Genomic DNA, 15,589 nt, shown 5'->3' with positions numbered 1-15,589 from the left:
TCATGGGTATTGATCTTCCGCTGATCTGGGCCGTGATCATCATCTTCGGCATCATGATGTACGTGGTCATGGACGGCTTCGACCTGGGGATCGGGATTCTCTTCCCGTTCATTCCGGGCAAGACCGATCGTGACGTGATGATGAACACCGTCGCGCCGGTCTGGGACGGTAACGAAACCTGGCTGGTGCTGGGGGGCGCGGCATTGTTCGGAGCCTTCCCGCTGGCCTATTCGGTGGTGCTCTCGGCGTTGTACCTGCCGCTGATTTTTATGCTGATAGGGCTGATCTTCCGCGGCGTGGCCTTCGAGTTCCGCTTCAAGGCCAGGGACGACAAGCGCCATCTCTGGGACAAGGCGTTCATCGGTGGCTCGGTCGCCGCCACCTTTTTCCAGGGCGTGGCGTTGGGTGCGTTCATTGATGGGTTGCCGGTGGTCAATCGCCAATTTGCCGGTGGCTCACTGGACTGGTTGACGCCGTTCACGCTGTTCTGCGGCGTGGCGCTGGTGGTGGCTTATGCGCTGCTCGGTTGCACCTGGCTGATCATGAAGACCGAAGGCAAATTGCAGGAGCAGATGCATGACCTGGCTCGACCGCTGGCTTTCGTGGTGTTGGCAGTGATCGGTATCGTCAGCATCTGGACCCCGCTGGCCCACGCCGAGATTGCCGCTCGCTGGTTCACCCTGCCGAACCTGTTCTGGTTCCTGCCGGTGCCGATTCTGGTGCTGGTGACCATGTACGGTCTGATCCGCGCGGTGGCTCGCAATGCGCACTACACGCCATTCCTGCTGACGCTGGTGCTGATCTTCCTTGGCTACAGCGGTCTGGGCATCAGCTTGTGGCCGAACATCGTGCCGCCATCGATCTCGATCTGGGACGCCGCCGCACCGCCGCAAAGCCAGGGCTTCATGCTGGTGGGCACGCTGTTCATCATCCCGTTCATCCTGGGTTACACCTTCTGGAGCTACTACGTGTTCCGCGGCAAGGTCACCCACGAAGATGGCTATCACTAGAACGCGCGACAGTGGCGCAAGGCTGAGACCTGCGCCATTTCTTCAGAGGAGATTGCGATGATGGCGGGTAAACATTCCTTGCAGGAAATCGAAGCAGCAGAGAAAAAGCCGCTCTGGCAGCGACTCGGCTGGCTGGCGATGATCTGGACCGGCAGCGTGGTGGCGCTGTTCATCGTGGCCAGCCTGATGCGCATGTTCATGAATGCCGCCGGCCTGACGACCCACTGATTTTTTGCACCTGATCCCATCCCGTTGCCTTGCGGCACGGATTTACAACCCTCCAATTGCAGGAGGGTTTTTTTTGCCTTGGATTATTTTCGGGCTTTAAGGATCACGAACTTGGGTGTGGCCGCCACTTGCTCGACGCCGCGGAACAACCGCGCGAGCTTGCTGTGATAACCCAGATGACGGTTGCCGACGATGTACAACGCACCGCCGACGACCAGAGCCTCTCGGGCCTGCTGGAACATGCGCCAGGCCAGGAAGTCACCGACGACTTGTTGTTGGTGAAACGGTGGGTTGCACAACACCACGTCCAGAGACTGAGGTTCCTGACCCGCCAACCCATCACCGGCACGTACAAGCACTTCCCGATTACCCAGCGCCGCGCGCCAGTTTTCGGCTGCCGATTGCACGGCCATGTACGACTCGTCCACGAGCGTGTAGTGGGCCTCGGGGTTTTGCAGGGCGCTGGCGATGGCCAAAACCCCGTTGCCACAACCGAGGTCGGCAACCCGCGCTGAGCCGAGGTTCTTTGGCAGGTGCGGCAAAAACGCTCGCGTGCCGATGTCCAGGCCTTCGCGGCAGAACACATTGGCGTGATTCAGCAGTTCGATCTCAGGGGCGTCGAGTCGATAGCGGGTCGGGTAGGGGGACACGACAGATGCTTTGACTTCAGCGGTCGCGATCAATAGCCGAGCCTTCTTCACCGCCAACGAGGCTTGCACCGGGCCGATGTAGCGTTCCAGCAGATCGCCCGCGGCGCGGGGCAAATGCTTGATCATCGCCGCAGCAATCACCTGAGCCCCCGGCGCCAGTTGACCTTGCAAGCGAATCAATTGCTCTTCCAGCAAGGCGAGGGTTTTCGGGACCCGGATCAGTACCCGGTCGAAAGGGCCTGAAAAGGCTTCGCTGGCCGGTACGCTTGGCACCGCATCAAAAGCCTGGCCATTACGGATCAAATTCTTTTCCAGCCCCTGGAAGGCCAGGAACGAGTCGCCGCTGCTGGTCACGTGAACCTTGCCCGCCAGGCTGGCGGCCAATGCGCCAAAGCTGTCGTTGAGCACCAAAACCCGAGTGTCGGCCGAGGGCTGTTGGTCAGCCAGATGGGTGAGCAGGTATTCGTCTGCGGCATCAAACGCCTGCAGCGGTTCGTTCTGCTGTTCGGGCTGGCGGATCAGGTCGAGTCGGGCGAAGGGTGTTTCGAGCAAGGGCATGAGGCGGGGCTCTGGGTTATCAACGGGGTCATCAACAGGTGTCCCGCGGCCCAAGGGCGTTGTAGCGGGCGAGACCGTCCGAGTGCACTGCGTCGTGAAGGTTCACACGTCAACACTCAAGAAGGACCGCAAATGGTACGTTTTTTTCTTTTGGATTACTTGCAGGTTTTTGTGATCAACGTAGCGCGTTGCTGTGGAGATAGCCGGCCTTGACTGCGGCGATGACTGCCGAAATCTTGTTATTGACCCCCAGTTTCAGAATCGCGGCTTGCACATGAAAATTGACCGTGCGTGCGCTGAGATTGAGGATTCTGGCACTCTCATACGCAGTCTTGCCATCAGCTGCCAGTTTCAATACATCGATCTCGCGGGGAGACAAATGCAGCACGGATGGCTTGGTCGATTTCCTGGGCAGTGTCTGTGCGATCAGTGCATGCAGATGGCGCCCGATGAACACCGAAAAACCGAGATTTTCATACAGCTCAAACGCAGTGATCGGACAATGGCTTCTGGCCAGGCTCAGAATGCTGCAAACACCACTGTCCTCGTCATGGACCGATTGTGACCAGCCGTGCTGCAATCCTTGTTTCTCAAGCGCATCCCACAAGCACGGGGTCTTGGAAAAAAGTTCTTCGCTCCAAAGGACAGGCAATCTGGAGTGATTGCAGTGAGCCACTACCGGGTCTATTGCGCTGAAATTTTTTTGTTCATATTCAATGTTCCAGTCGGTAGGGTAGTTGTTGAGTTGGACTGTATTAAAGTGGTCAGTTTTTGTTTGGTATGTTGTTGAAAAAGCGAAAAATTTAAAACCTATATTTTTCGCGAAGCCCAGTGAAATCCGGTAGGCAATATCAATCTCCGTTGCCCGCGATATTTGGTTGAGCTGTGATTCCTTCCACCTCTCCATTGTGTGTCTCCAGGTGTGATGTTACTTGGGGGTGCCTTTTTGGATCCAGGATCTGGCACGAGCCGAGTGTAGGATGTTTCCTATATTTGCGTGAGACTTTTTTGGCTTTGTTTTCATTTTTTAAGCAAGTATTTGGTTCTAATGTTAGGGAGTATTTTCGTAGATAAATAAATGTCGGGCTTATTATGATCAGGCTTGAATTTGTGTGTTAACCGGGTGGTTAATATTAAGTCGTATGATGAAGTTAATGTGAATGAGGCTCTGGCTAAAGCCACTACAAATCACCGGTGTTTAATCACTCCGCTTTGCGGGACACTGTGGCTATCTGTTGAATGGAGCGCCCCATGACCGCCAGTGCAGAAAAATTCACTCGCCAGACCTTGCTCGACGTCCAGTCGCTGACCGCCAGTCTGTTCACCCTGCGGACCACCCGGGATCCGGGTTTTCGCTTTCGTGCAGGGCAATTCGCCCGGCTGGGCGTTACCAAGGCTGACGGCAGCACCGTATGGCGGGCCTATTCCATGGTGTCGTCGCCCTATGACGAGTTCCTCGAATTCTTTTCCATTGTGGTGCCAGGGGGGGAGTTCACCAGTGAGCTGAGTCGGCTGGGAGTCGGCGATACGCTGCTGGTCGAGCGTCAGGCCTTTGGTTACCTGACGCTGGATCGCTTTGTCGACGGCCGTGATCTCTGGCTGTTATCCACAGGCACCGGCCTGGCGCCGTTTCTGTCGATCCTGCAGGACTTCGAGGTCTGGGAGAAATTCGAACGAATCATACTGGTCTACAGCGTGCGCGAAGCCCGGGAGCTGGCTTATCAGGACCTCGTCAGCGGGTTGGCCCAGCGCGACTATTTAGCGGAGTTTGCGCACAAGCTGCAGTTCATCACCACCGTCACCCGCGAGCAGCATCCTGGCGCTCTGAGTGGCCGGATCACTGCGCTGATCGAAAATGGCGAGCTGGAGCGGGCGGCAGGCCTGGCGCTGACGGCCGAGCACTCGAGGGTCATGCTCTGCGGCAATCCGCAGATGATCGATGACACGCGCAAATTGCTCAAACAGCGCCACATGCACTTGAGCCTCAGTCGACGGCCGGGGCAAGTGGCGGTGGAAAACTACTGGTAAAAAAAACGGCGCCTCAAGGGCGCCGTTTCTTGTTTGACTAACGCGTTCAGGGCCGATTGTTCTGAGCCTTGAGCAAATCGCGGATCTCTTCCAGCAATTCTTCTTCCTTGGTCGGAACCGGCGGCAGCGTTGGCGCAACGGCCTCTTCGCGTTTCAGGCGGTTGATGGCTTTGACGCCCATGAAGATCGCGAAGGCGACGATGATGAAGTCAATCAGGCTCTGGATGAATTTGCCGTACGCCAGCACTACCGCCGGAATATTGCCGTTGGCTGCTTTGAGCGTGACGGCCAGGTCACTGAAGTCCACCCCCCCGATCAGCAGGCCAATGGGTGGCATCACCACGTCGCCGACAAACGATGAAACGATCTTGCCGAAGGCTGCACCGATGATGATACCGACGGCCATGTCGACCACGTTACCTTTGACCGCGAAGGCCTTGAACTCACTTATCACGCCCATAGGTTATTTCCTTGTTACAGATGAGGTTGGTGAATGCAGTGTAAATCAGCATGATGCATCCTGCTCGAAACAACTGCTTACAGAGCTTGTCGGCTACCGACCTTCTCTGCGGTAAAAAAGTTTGAAATTGCCATCACTCTTGCTCGGGGTGGCAGCTTTGGACTGGGGCCTCCAGTGCACCCACAGGACATTTTATCCGTCGATCACTCGCCTCTACCGAGTGGAGGGAGGTGCAGGATAGAACTATTGAAAGTAGGGGTAATCGCATTGGGTTGATGCAAGTCAACGTGCAGTACATGAAGTTTTTATATTAATAGTTTGCAGGGTGTAAAGACTCGCGCCTCAAACAAATTACCTGTGCTAAGTTTCAGAAGGCCATTATATTGCCATTGGGTTGGCTTAATAGTTGGGTTGTACGTTCGGGTTTTGAATGGCTAAGACTTGTACAGGTTTCGATTTTTGCTTCATTGGGCAGCACTAGTATTTGTTTGGGTATGTTGGGGCGGGAAGTTGTACAGGTTTTTATGATTAGTAATGCGGTGGTTATATTCCTGGGGCTTAACAAGTTGCTACCGAAGATCCGCTGGGTAACTTCGCCGCGCTGATCCGCACCAGCTGAGCTATCATCGCGGTTTTTGCCGGGAGTTCAGATGGCCAAGGCCAAGCGCATGTACGGCTGCACCGAGTGCGGCTCAACCTTCCCCAAGTGGGCTGGCCAATGCGGCGAGTGCGGGGCCTGGAACACCCTGACTGAAACCATGGTGGAGAGCGGTGGCGCCGCGGCCCCCAGCGGTCGCACCGGCTGGACCGGTCAACAGGCACAGATCAAGACCCTGGCCGAAGTCAGCGTCGAAGAAATCCCGCGTTTTTCCACAGCGTCCAGCGAGCTGGATCGAGTGCTGGGTGGTGGTCTGGTGGACGGCTCGGTGGTGCTGATCGGCGGTGATCCGGGCATCGGCAAATCGACCATTCTGCTGCAAACCTTGTGCAACCTCGCCAAAGTCATGCCGGCACTGTACGTCACTGGCGAAGAATCCCAGCAGCAAGTGGCCATGCGCGCTCGCCGTCTCGGCTTGCCTCAGGATCAACTGCGGGTGATGACCGAAACCTGCATCGAGACGATCATCGCCACGGCCCGGCAGGAAAAACCCAAGGTGATGGTGATCGACTCGATTCAGACGATCTTCACCGAACAACTGCAATCGGCACCGGGCGGCGTGTCCCAGGTCAGGGAAAGCGCGGCGTTGCTGGTGCGCTATGCCAAGCAGAGCGGCACGGCCATTTTCCTGGTCGGTCACGTGACGAAAGAAGGTGCATTGGCGGGACCGCGAGTGCTGGAGCACATGGTCGACACGGTTCTGTATTTCGAAGGCGAATCCGATGGGCGCTTGCGTTTGCTGCGGGCGGTGAAAAACCGTTTCGGCGCCGTCAACGAACTGGGCGTGTTCGGTATGACCGACAAGGGGCTGAAAGAAGTCTCCAACCCCTCGGCGATTTTTCTCACCCGTGCGCAGGAAGAAGTGCCGGGCAGTGTGGTCATGGCGACGTGGGAAGGGACGCGGCCGATGCTGGTGGAAGTCCAGGCGCTGGTGGACGACAGTCACCTGGCCAATCCACGTCGGGTAACGCTGGGTCTGGACCAGAATCGACTGGCGATGTTGTTGGCGGTGCTGCACCGTCACGGCGGCATTCCGACCCACGATCAGGATGTGTTTCTCAACGTAGTTGGCGGGGTGAAGGTGCTGGAAACAGCCTCCGATCTGGCGCTGATGGCGGCGGTCATGTCCAGTTTGCGCAACCGGCCACTGCCCCATGATCTGCTGGTATTCGGCGAAGTCGGGCTTTCCGGCGAAGTACGCCCGGTGCCGAGCGGCCAGGAACGCTTGAAAGAAGCCGCCAAGCACGGCTTCAAACGCGCCATCGTGCCCAAGGGCAATGCGCCTAAAGAAGCGCCGCCGGGGTTGCAGATTATTGCCGTAACGCGTCTGGAACAGGCACTCGACGCTCTGTTCGAATAACCTTCCAGATAGAACACAAACCCTGTGGGAGCGAGCTTGCTCGCGATGGCGGACAATCAGTCAACATCATCGTTGAATGCTAAATCGCTATCGCGAGCAAGCTCGCTCCCACATTGGAATGGGGATTGGCCTTCAGACTTCGATCAGTGCACCCAGCTCCCGCTCCAGTTCCTGCGGGTCGCCAAGATTGAGTTCAACCAATCGCCGCAGGCGCTCGATGGATTCCAGGCTGATATGTCGGCAGACGAACCCGAGCTGACCATGTTCATCGTGGGTCAGTTGCACATCCATCTTGATGGCGACGTCCTCGTTGAGATGAATATCGACCAGGAAATGCCACTCCCGATTCCCCAGCCACGGTTCGGGCTTTTCGATCAACAGTCCCTTCAGTGACAGGTCGATCAACTTCACCGGCCAGATGAGTTCCCCCTGACTCAGCTCGGTTCGGGCATCGAACGCAATACGTTTGAAGCGGCGGCGATCGGCAGGGTGCTCGCTCATGGCGCAATCCTCGTAAATGTCCGCTGACTATAGACCCGCATTGTCAAAGGCTGCCAGCAAAGTGATGGCTCACCCCATGGCGGGGGATGGCCTTTGCGGCCGTTAGCGCTAAACTCGGGATGGCTGTCTTTCTTGTCCACCCTGGCTGGAATCATAAAATGAAAAATAATAATAGCCTGCTACGCCACCTACCCTGGCTGCTGCTGGCAATCGTAGGGGCGTGCGCCCTTGGTGTAGTGGCATTGCGCCGAGGCGAGGCGATCAACGCCTTGTGGATTGTGGTCGCCGCTGTGGCCATCTATCTGGTTGCGTATCGTTACTACAGTCTGTTCATCGCTAACAATGTGATGCAGCTCGACCCGCGACGGGCCACCCCCGCCGTGCTCAACAATGACGGTCTGGACTACGTCCCCACCAACAAACACATCCTCTTCGGTCACCACTTCGCCGCCATCGCTGGCGCAGGGCCGCTGGTCGGTCCGGTCCTGGCGGCGCAGATGGGTTACCTGCCCGGTACGTTGTGGCTGATTGCCGGCGTGGTGTTGGCCGGTGCTGTTCAGGACTTCATGGTCCTGTTCATGTCCACTCGCCGCAACGGCCGTTCCCTCGGCGACATGGTTCGTGAGGAAATGGGCCGCATTCCCGGGACCATTGCGCTATTTGGCTGCTTCCTGATCATGATCATCATCCTCGCGGTGCTGGCGCTGATCGTGGTCAAGGCGCTGGCCGAAAGCCCGTGGGGGATTTTCACGGTGATGGCGACCATTCCGATCGCGATGTTCATGGGCATTTACATGCGCTACATCCGTCCGGGCCGCATCGGTGAAATCTCCATCGTCGGTGTGCTGTTGTTGCTGGGTTCGATCTGGCTGGGCGGACAGATTGCCGCTGATCCGGTCTGGGCCAAGGCGTTCAGCTTCACTGGCGTGCAGATTACGTGGATGCTGGTCGGTTACGGTTTCGTGGCCGCCTCGTTACCGGTCTGGCTGATTCTGGCGCCGCGCGACTACCTGTCGACCTTTCTGAAAATCGGCACCATCGTGGCGCTGGCGATCGGCATCCTGATCACCATGCCCGAGCTGAAAATGCCGGCGCTGACCCAGTTTATCGACGGCACGGGGCCGGTGTGGAAGGGCGGTCTGTTCCCGTTCCTGTTCATCACCATCGCCTGTGGCGCGGTTTCCGGTTTCCACGCGCTGATTGCTTCCGGCACCACGCCGAAGCTGCTGGATAATGAAACCAACGCCCGTTACATCGGTTACGGCGGCATGCTGATGGAATCCTTCGTCGCCATCATGGCGATGGTTGCAGCGTCGGTGATCGAGCCGGGCGTGTATTTCGCCATGAACAGCCCGGCGGCAGTCGTCGGCGGTGACGTGGTGGCCGTGGCACAAACCGTCAGCAGCTGGGGCTTTGCAATCACCCCGGAAGCCCTGCAAGCGGTAGCCAAGGATATCGGTGAAACCACCGTCCTGGCCCGCGCTGGCGGTGCGCCGACCCTCGCGGTTGGTATCGCGCAGATCCTGCACAGTGTCCTGCCGGGTGAAAACACCATGGCGTTCTGGTACCACTTCGCGATTCTGTTCGAAGCGCTGTTCATCCTGACCGCCGTCGACGCCGGTACCCGTGCCGGGCGTTTCATGCTGCAGGACTTGCTCGGCTCCTTTGTGCCAGCGCTGAAACGCACTGAATCCTGGACCGCCAACCTGATCGCGACCGCCGGTTGCGTGGCGATGTGGGGTTGGTTGCTGTACCAGGGCGTGATCGATCCGCTGGGTGGCATCAACACCTTGTGGCCGCTGTTCGGTATCTCCAACCAGATGCTCGCCGGTATCGCGCTGATGCTCGGCACCGTTGTGCTGATCAAAATGAAACGCCAGCGCTACGTCTGGGTCACCATGCTGCCCGCGGTGTGGTTGCTGATCTGCACCACCACTGCCGGCTTCATCAAGCTGTTCGACGCCAACCCGGCGATCGGCTTCCTGTCGCTGGCCAAGAAGTACAGCGATGCGCTGGCCAACGGTCAGATCCTCGCCCCGGCCAAGGACATTACGCAGATGCAGCACGTGATCTTCAACGCCTACACCAACGCAACGCTGACGGCGCTGTTCCTGTTCGTGGTATTCAGTATCCTGTTCTATGCGCTCAAGGTCGGTATTTCCGCCTGGGGAAGCAAACAACGTACGGATAAAGAAGCACCATTCCAGGCTCTGCCGGATGCTTGATCGAGGATTGCAGCATGTTCAATGACCTGAGTCGCCTCGGTAAATACCTCGGTCAGGCCGCGCGCCTGATGGTCGGCATGCCCGACTACGACAATTACGTCGAGCACATGCAAACCAAACACCCGGACAAACCGGTGATGACCTACGAGATGTTCTTCCGGGAACGCCAGGAAGCTCGTTACGGTGGCAAGGGTGGGCCAAAGTGCTGTTGATCTGACGGCAGGTTGACGCAATCCCCTGTGGGAGCGAGCCTGCTCGCGAAGGCAATCTGTCAGTCGACACGGTGTTGACTGATAGACCGCTTTCGCGAGCAGGCTCGCTCCCACATTTGTTTTTGTGTTGAATTCTCATTTTGTGAAACAGGAGACTCCAGTTTGTCCTCTCCCATCCCGGTAACAATCCTCAGCGGCTTCCTCGGCGCCGGCAAGACCACGCTGCTGCGCTACCTGCTCAAAGCCGAACACGGCCTGAAAATCGCCGTGATCGAGAACGAATTCAGTGACGCCGGTATCGACACCCAGCTGTTGGGCGACGAACCGGTGCAAGTGATGACGCTGTCCAATGGTTGCGTCTGCTGCACCATCCACACCGACCTGACCAAGGCTTTGTACCTGCTGCTCGAACGCCTGGACAGCGGCGAAATCGCCTTCGACCGTCTAGTGATCGAATGCACCGGCCTGGCCGACCCGGCACCTGTGGCCCAAACCTTTTTCATCGATGAAGAGCTGCGCGAACGCTACATCCTCGACGGCATCATTACCCTGGTCGATGCGGCACACGCTGACACACACCTGACTCAAACCATCGCCCAGGCGCAGATCGGTTTCGCCGACCGCTTACTGGTGAGCAAGCGCGATCTGGTGGACGAGGCGACCTTTACCGCGCTGAGCGAGCGCCTGACCCGCATCAACCGTCGCGCGCCGATCCGCGTGGTCGAGCACGGCAAGATCGATCTGGCCGAATTGCTCGACGTGCGCGGCTTCAATCTCAATGCCGACCTGGGTGGCGGCGTCAGCCTGCGCCCGGTGAGCAAAGCGCCGTCCATCGACCGCATTTCCAGCCTGGTGCTGCGCACCGACAAGCCGCTGGATATCGACAAACTCAGCGAGTTCATGAACGAACTGCTGGAGGACCACGGCAAACAATTGCTGCGTTACAAAGGCGTGTTGAACATCCTTGGCGAGCCGCGACGCATGGTGTTTCAGGGGGTGTTGAAGTTATACGGATTCGATTGGGACACGGAGTGGGCCGACGATGAAACGCGCGAAAGCGTGATCGTGTTCATTGCCGATGATTTGCCGGAAGAGAAAATTCGTGAGGGGTTTGCGCGGGTCGCGGCGCAGTAAGCCCGATATTTCAGCGGGCCTGATGCCGCCATCGCGAGCAGGCTCGCTCCCACATTTGAAATGCATTCCCCTGTGGGAGCGAGCCTGCTCGCGAAGGCAATCTAACCGGCAACACGATTCTGGCTGACTACCGATCCAGAGTTCAGCAGTGCCTGCTCAAGATGATCCAGATGCCGGGTCATCAACATCTCGGCCGCCGTAGCATCCCCACGCTCCACTGCATCAACAATTGCGGCATGCGCCTGCCACGTGCAATAGCCCTCCACCTGCGGATCAAACTGCGCAATCGCCAGCGAAGTCAGCGGTACCAGAGTGCCGAGAAAATGCGCCAACGGTGCGTTCCCCGCCATTTCAGCCAGTTGCAGATGAAATTCCCCAGACAGTCGTATTGCCGGACCACGCGCCGTGCATTGGCGTTCGCTGTCGATCAAGGCACGCAGGCGTTTCAAGTCTTGCGGACGAGGTTGTCGGCAGGCCAGTCGAGCCAGTGTGATTTCTGTCAGTCGTCGGGCATGCAGCGTCTGCCGAGTCTGCTCGGCATCGGGCGCGGCGACTCGGGGACGATGATTGGTCCGAAGGATAATGATCTGCTGATGGGACAGCTGCGTCAGCGCGCTACGAATGTCACTGCGTCGAGCGCTGAACATCTGCGCCAGGCTGTCTTCAGTAAAGCGACTGGCTGCATGGATGCGCTGTTCGAGAATGGCATCGAATACCCGTGAGTAAAGATCATCCGCCGACGGCTTTCCGGTGTTCGCTCGCGGGAAGGGCAGGGCAGTGAGGATTTGCGGTGAGGCGAAGCTGTTCATGGCTTGTCTCCAGTTCGAAGCGGACTCAAGTGACGAGGTTGTCGTCCGGAATATTCAATTCGATGCCCATCCGCTGGCCTTCCCGAAGGATGTGCCGACGCATCTCGGCGCTGGCCTGGGCGCTGTTTTTGCTGCGAATAGCGCGCACCACGGCTTCGTTCTCCTCAAGGCGCTCAGCCAAATGCTCCGGGGAGTTGCGCAGCACGTCGGCGCTTTGCTTGAGGGCGTTGCTGGTCTGTTGCACCACACTCTGGAAAATCGGGTTCGAGGTCAGCGTGAACAGCTCTTCGTGGAAGGCGATGTAGGCGTTCACCCCGGCTTCACTGTCGTTGGCTTCCAGCGCTTCGCGCATGTCCATCAGGGTCAGGCGCAGTTGCCCGACTTCCTTGCTGCTGATCGACTGTGCCACCAGGCCGACAATGAACGGTTCAAGCGTGTAGCGCAGTTGCAGCACGTCTTCCAGGCTCGCACCGGCGACTGCGCTGTCGTGGCTTTGGCTATCGCTGAGATTGGCCTCCAGTACGACCACGCCTTTACCCGGCATGGAGCGCACCAGGCCGAGAGTTTCCAGCACGATGACGGCTTCGCGCAGGCTCGGGCGGCTGATGCCCAGTTGTTCGGCCAGCTCACGCTGCCCCGGCAGCATCTCGCCGGAGCGCCACTGACCACGGGCCAAAGCGGCCCGGAGTTTCTCTACGACTGAATTGACGACGGTTGATGTGGTGATCACTGTTCGCTCCATGAGCATCCAAAACTTTTGATGACCGTGCCTGCCCGTGGGCAGACACGGCGATTATTCAGAATTCCTGCTGATGTGCCGGGCCGACAGGTTTTCTCGGCTGGAAGGTATAACCCACCTGGCCAGAAAGTACTTTGTTCGCCCGTTGAATATCGATGTCCTTTTCCCAGCGCGCGATGGCCACGGTGGCGACGCAGTTGCCGATCAGGTTGGTCAGCGCCCGGCCGATGCCCATGAACCAGTCCACTGCCAACACCAGCACCAGACCGACCACCGGAATCGCCGGGATCGCCGTCAGTGTCGCCGCGAGAATCACCAGCGCCGAGCCAGGAATCCCGTGGGCACCTTTGGAGGTGATCAACGACACCAGCAGAATCGTCAGCAGGTCGGTCATGGCCAGCGGCGTGCCGGTGGCATTGGCGATGAACACGATGGCGAGGGTCAGGTAGATCGAGAAACCGTCCAGGTTGAACGAGTAACCGGTAGGAATCACCAACCCGACCGTCGAACTGCCGATGCCCAGATGCTCAAGCTTGCGCATGATTTGTGGCAGCACGGCGTCGGAGGAGGCGGTGCCCATGACGATCAGCAGTTCTTCGCGCAGGTACTTGAGCAACGGCCACACCCGCAGACCGGACAGGCGCATCACCAGGCCGAGAATCACTGACACAAACGCGAAACAGGTCAGGTAAAACAGGCCGACCAGGCTGCCCAGGTGTTGCAACGAGTCCAAGCCATATTTGCTGGTCGTGAAGGCAATTGCCCCGAACACACCAATCGGCGCGAGGCGCACGATCATGCCCATGATGCGGAAGATCACGTGGCTCAGTTCATTGATCAGCCGGGAAATACCCGACGCTGCTTCGCCCACCAGGTTCAGCGCACTGCCGAACAGCACCGAAAACAGCAGGACTTGCAGGATGTTGTTCTCCGCGAAGGCGCCGATTACCGAGGTCGGGATCAGGTTCATCAGGAACTGGGAGGTGGTTTGCATGTGCTGACCGCGCTGGGCGATGTCGCCCATGTCGGCAGCGGAGAGCTGATCCAGATGAATGTTCGCGCCGCTGCCGATGCCGGTGCTGAAAGCGAACACCAGACCAATCACCAGGGCGATGGTGGTCAGGATTTCGAAGTAGATCACCGATTTCAGGCCGATGCGCCCGACCTTCTTCAGGTCGCCGGCACCGCTGATGCCGCTGACCACTACGCAGAACACGATCAGACCGATGAGCATCTTGATCAGTTTGATGAAACCATCGCCGAGAGGTTTGAGCTGGGCGGAGTATTCAGGAAGGGTCAGCCCGCAGACGATGCCGAGCACCAGTCCGAGAACCACTTGGAGGAAGATTGAACGCGAGCACCATCTGAGCATGGGAGGAATCCTGGTCGGTGTCCTGGCTGCCGTGCGCTTCGCGCATCAGATTCAGGACTTAATTATTGTGGTCTTACCGGTATGTCCAGTGCAGGCGCAGTCTAGGCGCTGTTTTTGGGTGATCGCAAGCATATTTTGAAAAATTGGCATGACCGGTCTTACCAGTTGAGCGAAATGCCCCGACCTTGAGCCTTTTCGCGGTTTGAAAAAAATTGCGGACGAAAAAAAACCGGCCATCACTGGCCGGTTTTTTCATTGCTGCGGTTTAGCGGGCTGATTAGGCGCCGTATACCGGCAGCTTCTTGCAGATGGCCTTGACCTTCTCACGAACGGCGTCGATCACCGCTTCGTTGTTCAGGTCCGCCAGGATGTCGCAGATCCAGCCGGCCAGTTCTTTGCACTCTGCTTCCTTGAAACCACGAGTGGTCACAGCCGGAGTACCGAAGCGCAGGCCGGAGGTGACGAACGGGGAGCGTGGATCGTTTGGCACGGAGTTCTTGTTCACGGTGATGAACGCTTTGCCCAGAGCGGCGTCGGCGTCTTTACCGGAGATTTCCTGCTTGATCAGCGACAGCAGGAACAGGTGGTTCTGAGTACCGCCCGACACCACGTCGTAACCGCGCTCGATGAACACGCCGGCCATGGCCTGGGCGTTTTTCACCACTTGTTGCTGGTAGGTCTTGAACTCAGGTTGCAGCGCTTCCTTGAAGCAGATCGCTTTAGCGGCGATCACGTGCTCCAGCGGGCCACCTTGGGCGCCCGGGAATACTGCGGAGTTCAGTTTCTTCTCGATGTCGGCGTTGGCGCGAGCCAGGATCAGGCCGCCACGTGGACCGCGCAGGGTCTTGTGCGTGGTGGTGGTCACGACGTCAGCGAAAGGCACCGGGTTCGGGTAGACGCCAGCGGCGACCAGACCGGCCACGTGGGCCATGTCGACGAACAGGTAGGCGCCAACCTTGTCAGCGATTTCGCGGAAGCGCGGGAAGTCCAGAATCTGCGAGTAGGCAGAGAAACCGGCCACGATCATTTTCGGCTTGTGCTCAACCGCCAGACGCTCGACTTCGTCGTAGTCGATCAGGCCGTTGCCGTCGATACCGTACTGAACGGCGTTGTACAGCTTGCCGGAGGAAGAAACGCTGGCACCGTGGGTCAGGTGACCGCCGTGCGCCAGGCTCATGCCCAGGATGGTGTCGCCCGCTTGCAGCAGAGCCAGGTAAACGGCGCTGTTGGCTTGCGAACCGGCGTGCGGCTGAACGTTGGCGTAATCAGCACCGAACAGTTCTTTTGCACGGTCGATGGCCAGTTGCTCGACCACGTCGACGAACTCGCAACCACCGTAGTAGCGCTTGCCTGGGTAGCCTTCGGCGTACTTGTTGGTCAGTACCGAGCCTTGAGCTTCCATGACCGCAGGGCTGGTGTAGTTTTCCGAAGCGATCAGCTCGATGTGTTCTTCCTGGCGCTGAGCTTCTTGCTCCATGGCGGCAAAGAGATCGGCGTCGTACTTGGCAATAGTCAAATCACGGCTGAACATGGCGGTCCTCAAGGATCGGGGCAGAAAAGGGGGCATTCTAACCCAATGGGTTTTAGATGGCATATGAAAGGACATCATGTCGCAGACAAGTGGGCTTCATGACGGGATCAGCGG

15 protein-coding genes are annotated in these 15,589 nt (G+C 58.2%); 7 read left to right on the top strand and 8 right to left on the bottom strand.

Translation table 11 applies throughout. The annotated features are described in order from the left end of the window. Nucleotides 1–2: 2 nt before the first annotated feature. Together cydB and AC3IUE_RS28190 are read left to right on the top strand one after the other, a co-directional pair. Nucleotides 3–1,010 (top strand): cytochrome d ubiquinol oxidase subunit II, encoded by a 1,008-nt coding sequence (gene cydB / locus AC3IUE_RS28195; RefSeq protein ID WP_056744661.1) that lies wholly within the window; start codon nt 3–5, stop codon nt 1,008–1,010. Nucleotides 1,011–1,070: 60 nt separating this feature from the next. Continuing rightward, nucleotides 1,071–1,238 carry a DUF2474 domain-containing protein gene (locus tag AC3IUE_RS28190; protein WP_074880353.1) on the top strand — a complete coding sequence of 56 codons (168 nt, stop codon included), beginning with the start codon at nt 1,071–1,073 and terminating at the stop codon, nt 1,236–1,238. Between the two features lie 83 nt (nt 1,239–1,321). Here the strand turns inward: AC3IUE_RS28190 and AC3IUE_RS28185 are convergent, their stop codons facing one another. Together AC3IUE_RS28185 and AC3IUE_RS28180 are read right to left on the bottom strand one after the other, a co-directional pair. Continuing rightward, nucleotides 1,322–2,446 (bottom strand): methyltransferase, encoded by a 1,125-nt coding sequence (locus AC3IUE_RS28185; RefSeq protein WP_489264358.1) that lies wholly within the window; start codon nt 2,444–2,446, stop codon nt 1,322–1,324. A 175-nt stretch (nt 2,447–2,621) separates the two neighbouring features. Then, on the bottom strand, nt 2,622–3,353 hold the full coding sequence (locus tag AC3IUE_RS28180) for a helix-turn-helix transcriptional regulator (RefSeq protein ID WP_489264357.1): 732 nt from the start codon (nt 3,351–3,353) through the stop codon (nt 2,622–2,624). Nucleotides 3,354–3,697: 344 nt separating this feature from the next. On the opposite strand from AC3IUE_RS28180, the gene AC3IUE_RS28175 reads away from it, so the two are divergent. Next, nucleotides 3,698–4,474 (top strand): ferredoxin--NADP reductase, encoded by a 777-nt coding sequence (locus tag AC3IUE_RS28175; protein WP_489264356.1) that lies wholly within the window; start codon nt 3,698–3,700, stop codon nt 4,472–4,474. A gap of 46 nt (nt 4,475–4,520) precedes the next feature. Here AC3IUE_RS28175 and mscL read toward each other — a convergent pair whose 3' ends face one another. Further along, nucleotides 4,521–4,934 (bottom strand): large-conductance mechanosensitive channel protein MscL, encoded by a 414-nt coding sequence (gene mscL / locus AC3IUE_RS28170; RefSeq protein ID WP_046048765.1) that lies wholly within the window; start codon nt 4,932–4,934, stop codon nt 4,521–4,523. A 650-nt stretch (nt 4,935–5,584) separates the two neighbouring features. Here mscL and radA point away from each other — a divergent pair. Then, nucleotides 5,585–6,952 carry a DNA repair protein RadA gene (gene radA / locus AC3IUE_RS28165; RefSeq protein WP_008149143.1) on the top strand — a complete coding sequence of 456 codons (1,368 nt, stop codon included), beginning with the start codon at nt 5,585–5,587 and terminating at the stop codon, nt 6,950–6,952. A gap of 132 nt (nt 6,953–7,084) precedes the next feature. On the opposite strand, the gene AC3IUE_RS28160 is transcribed toward radA, so the two are convergent. Beyond that, a complete protein-coding gene (locus AC3IUE_RS28160) occupies nt 7,085–7,453 on the bottom strand; it encodes a PilZ domain-containing protein (RefSeq protein WP_489264355.1) in 369 nt (122 codons plus the stop codon). Nucleotides 7,454–7,611: 158 nt separating this feature from the next. Here AC3IUE_RS28160 and AC3IUE_RS28155 point away from each other — a divergent pair, with 158 nt between their 5' ends. The 3 genes from AC3IUE_RS28155 (at nt 7,612) to yjiA (ending at nt 11,024) form a co-directional block, all read left to right on the top strand. Next, on the top strand, nt 7,612–9,678 hold the full coding sequence (locus tag AC3IUE_RS28155) for a carbon starvation CstA family protein (RefSeq protein ID WP_489264354.1): 2,067 nt from the start codon (nt 7,612–7,614) through the stop codon (nt 9,676–9,678). A 14-nt stretch (nt 9,679–9,692) separates the two neighbouring features. Continuing rightward, nucleotides 9,693–9,890: a YbdD/YjiX family protein gene (locus AC3IUE_RS28150; RefSeq protein ID WP_008154232.1), complete on the top strand. Its 198-nt coding sequence runs from the start codon at nt 9,693–9,695 to the stop codon at nt 9,888–9,890. 162 nt (nt 9,891–10,052) lie between these two features. Further along, the gene (gene yjiA / locus AC3IUE_RS28145; protein ID WP_489264353.1) at nt 10,053–11,024 is read left to right on the top strand and encodes a GTPase; all 972 of its coding nucleotides are present in this window, start codon (nt 10,053–10,055) and stop codon (nt 11,022–11,024) included. Nucleotides 11,025–11,125: 101 nt separating this feature from the next. Here yjiA and AC3IUE_RS28140 read toward each other — a convergent pair whose 3' ends face one another. The 4 genes from AC3IUE_RS28140 to glyA all read right to left on the bottom strand — a co-directional run bounded on the left by AC3IUE_RS28140 (nt 11,126) and on the right by glyA (nt 15,475). Continuing rightward, on the bottom strand, nt 11,126–11,833 hold the full coding sequence (locus tag AC3IUE_RS28140; RefSeq protein WP_056742854.1) for a GntR family transcriptional regulator: 708 nt from the start codon (nt 11,831–11,833) through the stop codon (nt 11,126–11,128). A 25-nt stretch (nt 11,834–11,858) separates the two neighbouring features. Further along, a complete protein-coding gene (locus AC3IUE_RS28135; protein WP_046048771.1) occupies nt 11,859–12,563 on the bottom strand; it encodes a FadR/GntR family transcriptional regulator in 705 nt (234 codons plus the stop codon). A 67-nt stretch (nt 12,564–12,630) separates the two neighbouring features. Next, nucleotides 12,631–13,944 carry a C4-dicarboxylate transporter DctA gene (locus tag AC3IUE_RS28130; RefSeq protein ID WP_489264352.1) on the bottom strand — a complete coding sequence of 438 codons (1,314 nt, stop codon included), beginning with the start codon at nt 13,942–13,944 and terminating at the stop codon, nt 12,631–12,633. Nucleotides 13,945–14,221: 277 nt separating this feature from the next. Next, nucleotides 14,222–15,475: a serine hydroxymethyltransferase gene (gene glyA / locus AC3IUE_RS28125; protein ID WP_033054266.1), complete on the bottom strand. Its 1,254-nt coding sequence runs from the start codon at nt 15,473–15,475 to the stop codon at nt 14,222–14,224. Nucleotides 15,476–15,589: the final 114 nt, after the last annotated feature.

It is taken from the genome of Pseudomonas sp. GL_093 (genome assembly GCF_057837605.1).
Note: the sequence above shows the minus strand (reverse complement) of the source record. Positions and strands in the feature narration are given on the sequence as shown.